The sequence below is a fragment of the Campylobacter sp. 2018MI01 genome (assembly GCF_018501205.1).
In the GTDB taxonomy this organism is placed as follows: domain Bacteria; phylum Campylobacterota; class Campylobacteria; order Campylobacterales; family Campylobacteraceae; genus Campylobacter_E.
In genome coordinates this window covers 1-6,839 of the sequence record NZ_JAHCZE010000069.1, presented here as the reverse complement: position 1 = coordinate 6,839, position 6,839 = coordinate 1, and the positions used below count along the sequence as shown (strand labels likewise).

Annotated in this window: 8 protein-coding genes; 3 read left to right on the top strand and 5 right to left on the bottom strand. The window is 26.9% G+C overall.

Features of this window, described 5'->3' with window-relative positions; genetic code table 11:
• From KJQ97_RS08415 to KJQ97_RS08405, 3 genes are all read right to left on the bottom strand, one after another.
• Positions 1 to 1,161 (bottom strand): cache domain-containing protein (locus KJQ97_RS08415; protein ID WP_214120553.1); only part of this gene is annotated, 1,161 nt, incomplete at its 3' end.
• Positions 1,162 to 1,224: 63 nt separating this feature from the next.
• Positions 1,225 to 2,217 (bottom strand): sensor histidine kinase, encoded by a 993-nt coding sequence (locus KJQ97_RS08410; RefSeq protein ID WP_214120552.1) that lies wholly within the window; start codon positions 2,215 to 2,217, stop codon positions 1,225 to 1,227.
• Entirely contained in the window at positions 2,207 to 2,881 is a 675-nt protein-coding gene (locus tag KJQ97_RS08405; RefSeq protein WP_250325869.1) for a response regulator transcription factor, read from the bottom strand. The genes KJQ97_RS08410 and KJQ97_RS08405 overlap by 11 nt, the downstream gene beginning before the upstream one ends.
• A 163-nt stretch (positions 2,882 to 3,044) precedes the next feature.
• Here KJQ97_RS08405 and KJQ97_RS08400 point away from each other — a divergent pair, with 163 nt between their 5' ends.
• Positions 3,045 to 3,347 (top strand): c-type cytochrome, encoded by a 303-nt coding sequence (locus KJQ97_RS08400; RefSeq protein ID WP_214118628.1) that lies wholly within the window; start codon positions 3,045 to 3,047, stop codon positions 3,345 to 3,347.
• Between the two features lie 31 nt (positions 3,348 to 3,378).
• On the opposite strand, the gene KJQ97_RS08395 is transcribed toward KJQ97_RS08400, so the two are convergent.
• A complete protein-coding gene (locus tag KJQ97_RS08395) occupies positions 3,379 to 3,843 on the bottom strand; it encodes a YjiG family protein (RefSeq protein WP_214118626.1) in 465 nt (154 codons plus the stop codon).
• The gene (locus KJQ97_RS08390) at positions 3,840 to 4,502 is read right to left on the bottom strand and encodes a hypothetical protein (protein WP_214120551.1); all 663 of its coding nucleotides are present in this window, start codon (positions 4,500 to 4,502) and stop codon (positions 3,840 to 3,842) included. Before KJQ97_RS08390 ends, KJQ97_RS08395 begins: the two co-directional genes overlap by 4 nt.
• 100 nt (positions 4,503 to 4,602) lie before the next feature.
• On the opposite strand from KJQ97_RS08390, the gene KJQ97_RS08385 reads away from it, so the two are divergent.
• Together KJQ97_RS08385 and KJQ97_RS08380 are read left to right on the top strand one after the other, a co-directional pair.
• Entirely contained in the window at positions 4,603 to 5,694 is a 1,092-nt protein-coding gene (locus KJQ97_RS08385) for an amidohydrolase (RefSeq protein ID WP_214120550.1), read from the top strand.
• 7 nt (positions 5,695 to 5,701) lie between these two features.
• Positions 5,702 to 6,839 (top strand): hypothetical protein (locus tag KJQ97_RS08380; protein ID WP_214120549.1); only part of this gene is annotated, 1,138 nt, incomplete at its 3' end.

Sequence of the window (6,839 nt, the reverse complement as noted above, 5' to 3'; positions counted from 1 at the left end):
AATTCTTGCTTTTAAATCTCCGCTTTCAATTGCTGCTGCTGTTTGAACGCTTTGTTCTACTGCGTTTGTATCTTGAGTAAGTGAGTTGATTGTTCTTTCAATGTTTTCATTAATAGCTTTAGCCATAGCTCCGAACTCATCTTTAGAATTTAAATCAATCTTACTTGCTGTTTTTCTTTCGTGATTTATTAGTGAAAATACTTCTCTTAAGCCTTTTTGAATGATTTCAAGTGGGCGTAAAGATTGCTTGATTAATAAATATAAAATAGCTGAAATTATTAGCAATGAGATGATAAACATTGTTAGGTTTTGTTTTAATAAATTATTTAAATTTTCATCAAAATCTTTGTTTTCATTAGTGCTACAAATTGTCCAATTTAATTTATCATAAGTTGTACAAACTGCATTTTTATCATGGTTTTCAAAATTGTATTCAATAGTTTTAAACCCGTTATAATCTTGTGCTTTAGACAATTCTTGTTTAATTGTGTCTATAACAGGATTTTGTTTTAATTCATACTTTGGATTTATATGTAAAGTAAATTGATTGTGTGTATCAAATGCAAATATCGCATTTGTAGCTGAGTATTTTAGTTTTAATACACTATCTTTTAATGGTTTTAGAGTTAAGTCTCCGCCAATTACTCCAATAATTTTTCCATTTTGCATAACCGGAGCATAAATTGTCGCTATAACTGTCTTTAATCTATCATCATAATAAATATCGTCACTTAAATTTACAACTTTATCAACTAAAGCTTCTTTAAACCAATTACGTTCCCTAGCATCAAAATCCTTAATTATATGTGCTGCTTCTTCATTACCCTTATAGAATGTTTTGCCATCTTTAACCTTAGCAAAATATAAAGCATTAAGTCCTGATGGAGAATATAATAAATTTAGTCTTCTTAAAATCATATCTTCATCTGTATCAATATTAACTTCTTCAATAGCTTTAGCAAATTTTGTTAAAAAATTCATCTTACCAGAGAAATATGAATCTACATAGAGCATTGTAGCTTCAAGTGTTTTTTGTTTACCTAAATTAGAATAATTTACAGCGTCATTTTTAGAACTGTTATAATTTAGCAACCCTAATAGAATAAAACAAATAACTAATGGAATGCTTACTAATAGTGGTATTTTGTTAGTTAATTTCATAGATTTTCCTTTAAAAGTAATTGCTTAAATGAAAGATTATAGATATTAAGAATTAATTAAAACTTAATCTTTGTGTTTTGTATTTTTAAATAGTAGTAAAAATTCACTCCCTTTATTTAGCTCGGAATTTAACATTATTTTAATTTTATGTATTCTAGCTATCTTTTTTACTATTGAAAGTCCTAAACCTGTGCCTTTTATTTGTTTGTTTCTGCTTATGTCTTGTCTAAAAAATCTCTCATATATTCTATTTTGAATATCCTTGCTAATGCCTATACCAGTGTCTTTTATAGATAAAACTATGTGTTTTTTGTTTATATTCAAACTAATAATTATTTTGCCATTATCTATATTATATTTAATCGCATTATCAATTATATTATAAAGCATAGTTTTTATTAGTTTTTCATTGGAAAAAAATATAAACTCATCTATATTCATAAGTATTTTTATATTTTTTTCACGGATTTTAAAATCTAATTCTTTAATAATTTGACTTAAAACATTGCTTATATTTACATTTGTCATCTCAAAATTATTAACTTCATCTAAAAATGATAATTTAATAATCTCATCAATCATCTCAAGTAAAGCACTTGATTGATTGTAAATTGTATCTATGAATTGCTTTTCATCTTCTTTTTTTACTAGATTATTTTTAAGCATTTCAGAGCTTAACATTATTGAAGTAAGTGGAGTTTTTAACTCGTGAGTAACATTTGCACTAAACTCAGCTCTTATCTTTTTAAATTGTTTATTATGTTCTTTTACTTGAGATAAAAAAGTCTTTAATTCATTGTATTGAAATGATTTATCAAGTTCGTTTATGTCAAGTTCGTATAATGGTTTTACTATGCTTTTGCTTATAAAATATGCAAGAGTTAAGCTAAGTAATGTTATTAGTAAAAATACTAAAAATATTGTTTTAAAAATTTCTATTTTAAAATCAAGATTTATAAAATAAATATTATCAAAAACGCTAAAAATCGCTGCTTGTAATAGTATCAAAACAAAAAATGAAACAAAAAATATAGCAAAAAATATCCTAGTTCTCATAAGCTATTTTATATCCTACTCCACGAATTGTTATTATGTATTTTGCATAATCTTTTAATTTATTTCTTAAAGTATTTATGTGTATATCTAAAGTCCTACTTGAAATATTTGCTCCCCAAATCTCTTTTAATAAATCTTCTTTTTTAAGGCAAATGTTTTGGTTTTTAATGAGTTTTGTAAGTAATTCAAATTCTTTTAAAGTAAGGCTTATTTCTTCTTCATTAATGCTTACTATTCTAGTTTTTAGATTAATTTTTAAATCTTTAAAAATGATTTCATTATTACAATCAATTCTTCTTAAAATATTTCTAATTCTTGCTAGGAATTCTAAAATAGAAAAAGGCTTGGTAATATAATCACTTGCTCCTAAATCAAGACCTTTTACTTTATCGTTTTCTTGATTTAACGCACTTAGTAAAATTACTTCAATAGCTTTTGTTTTTTCATTAGATTTTATTTTTTTTAGGATACTAAAACCATCTTCGCAAGGTAGCATAATATCAAGCACTAAAATATGTGGAATTTGATTGTTTAATTCGCTAAAAAGCTCTTTTGCATTAATTAAACTAATGACTTTAAAACCACTGCTTTCTAAAGCATATTTTATTAAGTTATTAATGCTTAAATCATCTTCTAAAACATACACCAAAGGTAAATCTTGCATAAGTTATCCTAATTAAAAAATATTTAAAATATTACAAAAAATAAGTAAGAAAAATAATATGAAAATAATTATTAATTTAAATAAATTCTAAATATTAAATTAATTTTGGTTTGTTTATCAAAAAGGAATACAATTTCACTCATTTTTTAAAAAAGGAGACAAAATGAAAAAAGTATTATTAAGTTTAGCAGCATTATCTTTATTAAGCACTGCAGCAATGGCTAATGATGGAGCTACATTATTTAAAAAATGTATTGCCTGTCATGGTAAAGCAGCTGAGAAAAAAGCTCCAGGTGCAGAAATTATCATCAATACTTTAGATGAAAAAACAATTTTAGAAGCTTTACAAGGTTATAAAGCTGGAACATTTGGTGGAAAAGCTAAGAAAACTATGGAATTACAAGTTAAAAATCTTAGCGAAGATGATATGAAAGCATTAGCTGCTTATATCGTAACTTTAAAATAATTCTTAAGTTCAGGAGCAATCCTGAACTCTTTTACAAACTAACAACAATTTTCATCATAAACATACAAATAAAAGCATTTAAAATACTTGTTATTATTAGTAGTATCCAGTATTTTTTAGCAACTCCTGCAACAGCTAATAATCTTCCTAAATACTGAAGTTGAGCTCCCATTAAAAATATAGCAGGTAAAACTATGCTAACTCCAATATTATCAATAACCCCATTTGCATATAAATTAACAGCAATTCCAACTCCAGCCGAAGTGCTAAGCCACGCTGATAAAAGTATAGTAATTGCTTCTCCTGGTAAGCCAAAAATATTCATAATAACGCCACAATAATCTCCTAAGAATTTCATAACTCCTAAGATTTTTAACATTTCAGCTATTACATAAGCCATTAAAACATTAGGAATTAGATTATATAAAGCGATATTAAAACCTTTTTTAGCACCTACTATAAAAATATCTAATGGGTTTTTGCTCTCATTATTCATTCAAAATCCTTTTTATAAAATGTATTTAAAACTATTCTTACAAAAATAGCTCCTACGAATTTCATAATTAGCATTAATATAAGTGGAATTATTGGTAAGCATACTAAATGTCCTAATAATGCTGAACCTATTGCAAAAAAGTTATTAATCATACCAGCCCCACTATATTGCCAAGCGCAAATTACTACTAAATCTTTATCGTTTATATAATTTTTATCTCTTGCTTCTTTACTCATAGCAGCACCTGCATCTGTGCTTTGTAAATCAGTAATTAATATAAGCCCACATAATCCAGGAACTCCTAAAATAGGTTTTAAAATAGGATTTAATAATTTTTGAGCAGCCTTAATAGCTCCATAATGCTCCATTACTTCAATTACTCCAAGTGCAAGCATTACAGCAGGAATTAAGCTAAATGCAAATAAAAATCCAGCCCTAGCACCACTTCCACCATCTCCTATGAAGGTCGTAGCTTTTATATTAGCTTCATCTAAGATTTTTGGGATTTTACCAAAACCACCTGTTAAAGTAGAAAAATCAAAAGCCTTTAGCATATCGTGTCCTGCTAAAAGTCCTGAAAAAAATAAGATTAAAAATATTAAAGCAAGATAAGCACTAGGTTTTACTTTTCCTACTTCAAATTCTGTAGCTTTTTGCATACTACTCCTTTTAAATAAAATAAAGTTTTTATTCTACAATATTTTTTAAGAAAACAATAAGAAATAGTTATTAGTATTTATATTTTTTAAAGGAGTTAATATGGAAGTTATCAAACATTATGAGTATTTACACGAAATTCCAGAGCTTGGATTTAAAGAATTTAAAACGAGTGAGTATTTAAAAACTACTCTTAAAAATGCAGGTTTTAGTATAACTAATCTAGGAGATACAGGTTTTTATACGGAGTTAGGAAGTGGTAGCAAGATAATTGGACTTAGGGCTGATATTGATGCTTTAGGTCATATAATTGATGATAAAGCTTGTGCAAGGCATACTTGCGGGCATGATGCACATATGTCTATGCTACTTAGTGCAGCTTTAATGGCAAAAGAGCAAAATATCATTAAAAATAACAAAATAAGATTTATATTCCAACCTGCTGAAGAATTAGGCAGTGGGGCTTTAAAGATGATAGAATTAGGAGCTTGTGAAGGTTTAAGCTCTATTTTTGGAATGCATATTCGCCCAATTCAAGAATGCCCAAGTCCTAAAGCAATAGCTTCAATGTATTATGCAGCAAGTTCAGCTATAAAAATTACTATTAAAGGCAAAGCAGCTCACGGAGCAAGACCACATTTAGGAATTAACGCAATTGATGTAGGTGTTAGCATTATTGATGCTGCGAGAAAAATTTATATAGACCCAAATAAACCAAGTAGTATAAAAGCAACTAGATTTATATGTGATAGTGGGGTTACTAATTCAATTCCTAGCGAAGCTATTTTGGTATTTGATTTAAGAGCTCAATATAATGATAGTATGCAAGAGATGAAAGAAAAACTTGAAAAAATCATAACAAATATAGCAAATGCTTATGATGCTAAGGTGAGTTTTGAATACTTAATCAATATTCCCGCAGCTGTAATTAACAAAGATTTAGCTAAGATTTGCGAAAAAGTTATAAGCAATACTTTAGGAGAAGAGAATTTAATCAAAGAGCAATTTACACCTGGTGGGGAAGACTTTTTCTTCTATCCTATTAAATTAGGCATTCCATCAGCATTTATGGGCTTAGGAGTTGATTGTGCTCCTGGACTTCATCATCCTGAAATGAGTTTAAATAAAAATGCCTTAGAAAATGGTGTTAAATTGTGGCTTAATTTAATGCTTGAGCTTGAGAATTTAAAATAGGAATTAGATGAATTATAAATTAGGCGTTATTTTATTAATTGATTTATGCGTTTTATTGTGGCAAAACAGCTTTTTAAGTATTAGCCCTTATGAATTAAACGAGCTTAGCTCAAATAGTTTTAATGGGCTTTTTGCTAATTTTGCCTTAAGTGTTTTTGGCAATGAAAATATAAGATTTGCTTATATAATCTTGCATATTTTAAGCAATATTTTGCTATATAAAATATCAATTAAATACCTTAAAAATAATGCCTATATATCTAATATTATCTTTAATCTTACTCCAGGAAGCCTTGCTTCAGCATTACTAATTAATCCTGCAGGAATTATTATATTTACTTCATTACTTCTTGTATATCTTGCTATAAAAAGGCAATTTTATATATTTTATGGAGTATTGATTGCTTGTATTTATCTTGATAAAGCTATGATTTCATTATATATTGCTTGTATTTTTTATGCTTATTTTAATAGATTATCAAAGTTATTAATTTTATCAATTTTACTAATGTTTGCTACTTTTATAATGTATGGATATGATTTTTCAGGCAGACCTAGGGGATATTTTTTAGACTCACTTGCTATTATGTCAGCTGTGTTTTCTCCGCCTTTATTTTTGTATTTTTTCTATACGATTTATTATATTAGTTTTAAGGGTAAAAAGGACTTGTTATATTGTATAAGTGCGAGTGCTTTTATAATATGCTTATTATTATCATTTAGACAAAAGCCAGAAATTGCCGAGTTTTTACCATTTTTACTACCTGCTATACCTTTAATAATTGCTAATTTTTTAACTTCTTTTAAAGTGCATTTACCACAATTTAGAGCAAAACATAATGTGATATTATTTTTTGTATTAATTTCTTTAGTGATTAGCTTTTTATTTGTGATATTTAATCCATTTTTATATAGATTTGTTGATGAAAACGAGCATTTTGCTAAAAATTATCATTTAAATAAAGAATTAGCAAAAGAGCTAAAATCACAAGGCATTAATGAAATTAGTGTTCGTAATGATAATTTTAAAGTATTAGAATTTTATGGGATTTTGCCTTGTTATCAAAATTGCAAAATAATCACTCCTTGTGAAAAAGGAAATATCAATATAAACTTTTTTGCTAAAGAATTTTCATTTTGTTTAA

Excerpts from the sequence above, each read along its gene's own strand:
- KJQ97_RS08390 (WP_214120551.1), bottom strand. The coding sequence starts at position 4,502 with ATGCAAAAAGCTACAGAATTTGAAGTAGGAAAAGTAAAACCTAGTGCT.
- KJQ97_RS08410 (WP_214120552.1), bottom strand. The coding sequence starts at position 2,217 with ATGAGAACTAGGATATTTTTTGCTATATTTTTTGTTTCATTTTTTGTT.
- KJQ97_RS08400 (WP_214118628.1), top strand. The coding sequence starts at position 3,045 with ATGAAAAAAGTATTATTAAGTTTAGCAGCATTATCTTTATTAAGCACT.
- KJQ97_RS08395 (WP_214118626.1), bottom strand. The coding sequence starts at position 3,843 with ATGAATAATGAGAGCAAAAACCCATTAGATATTTTTATAGTAGGTGCT.
- KJQ97_RS08405 (WP_250325869.1), bottom strand. The coding sequence starts at position 2,881 with ATGCAAGATTTACCTTTGGTGTATGTTTTAGAAGATGATTTAAGCATT.
- KJQ97_RS08385 (WP_214120550.1), top strand. The coding sequence starts at position 4,603 with ATGGAAGTTATCAAACATTATGAGTATTTACACGAAATTCCAGAGCTT.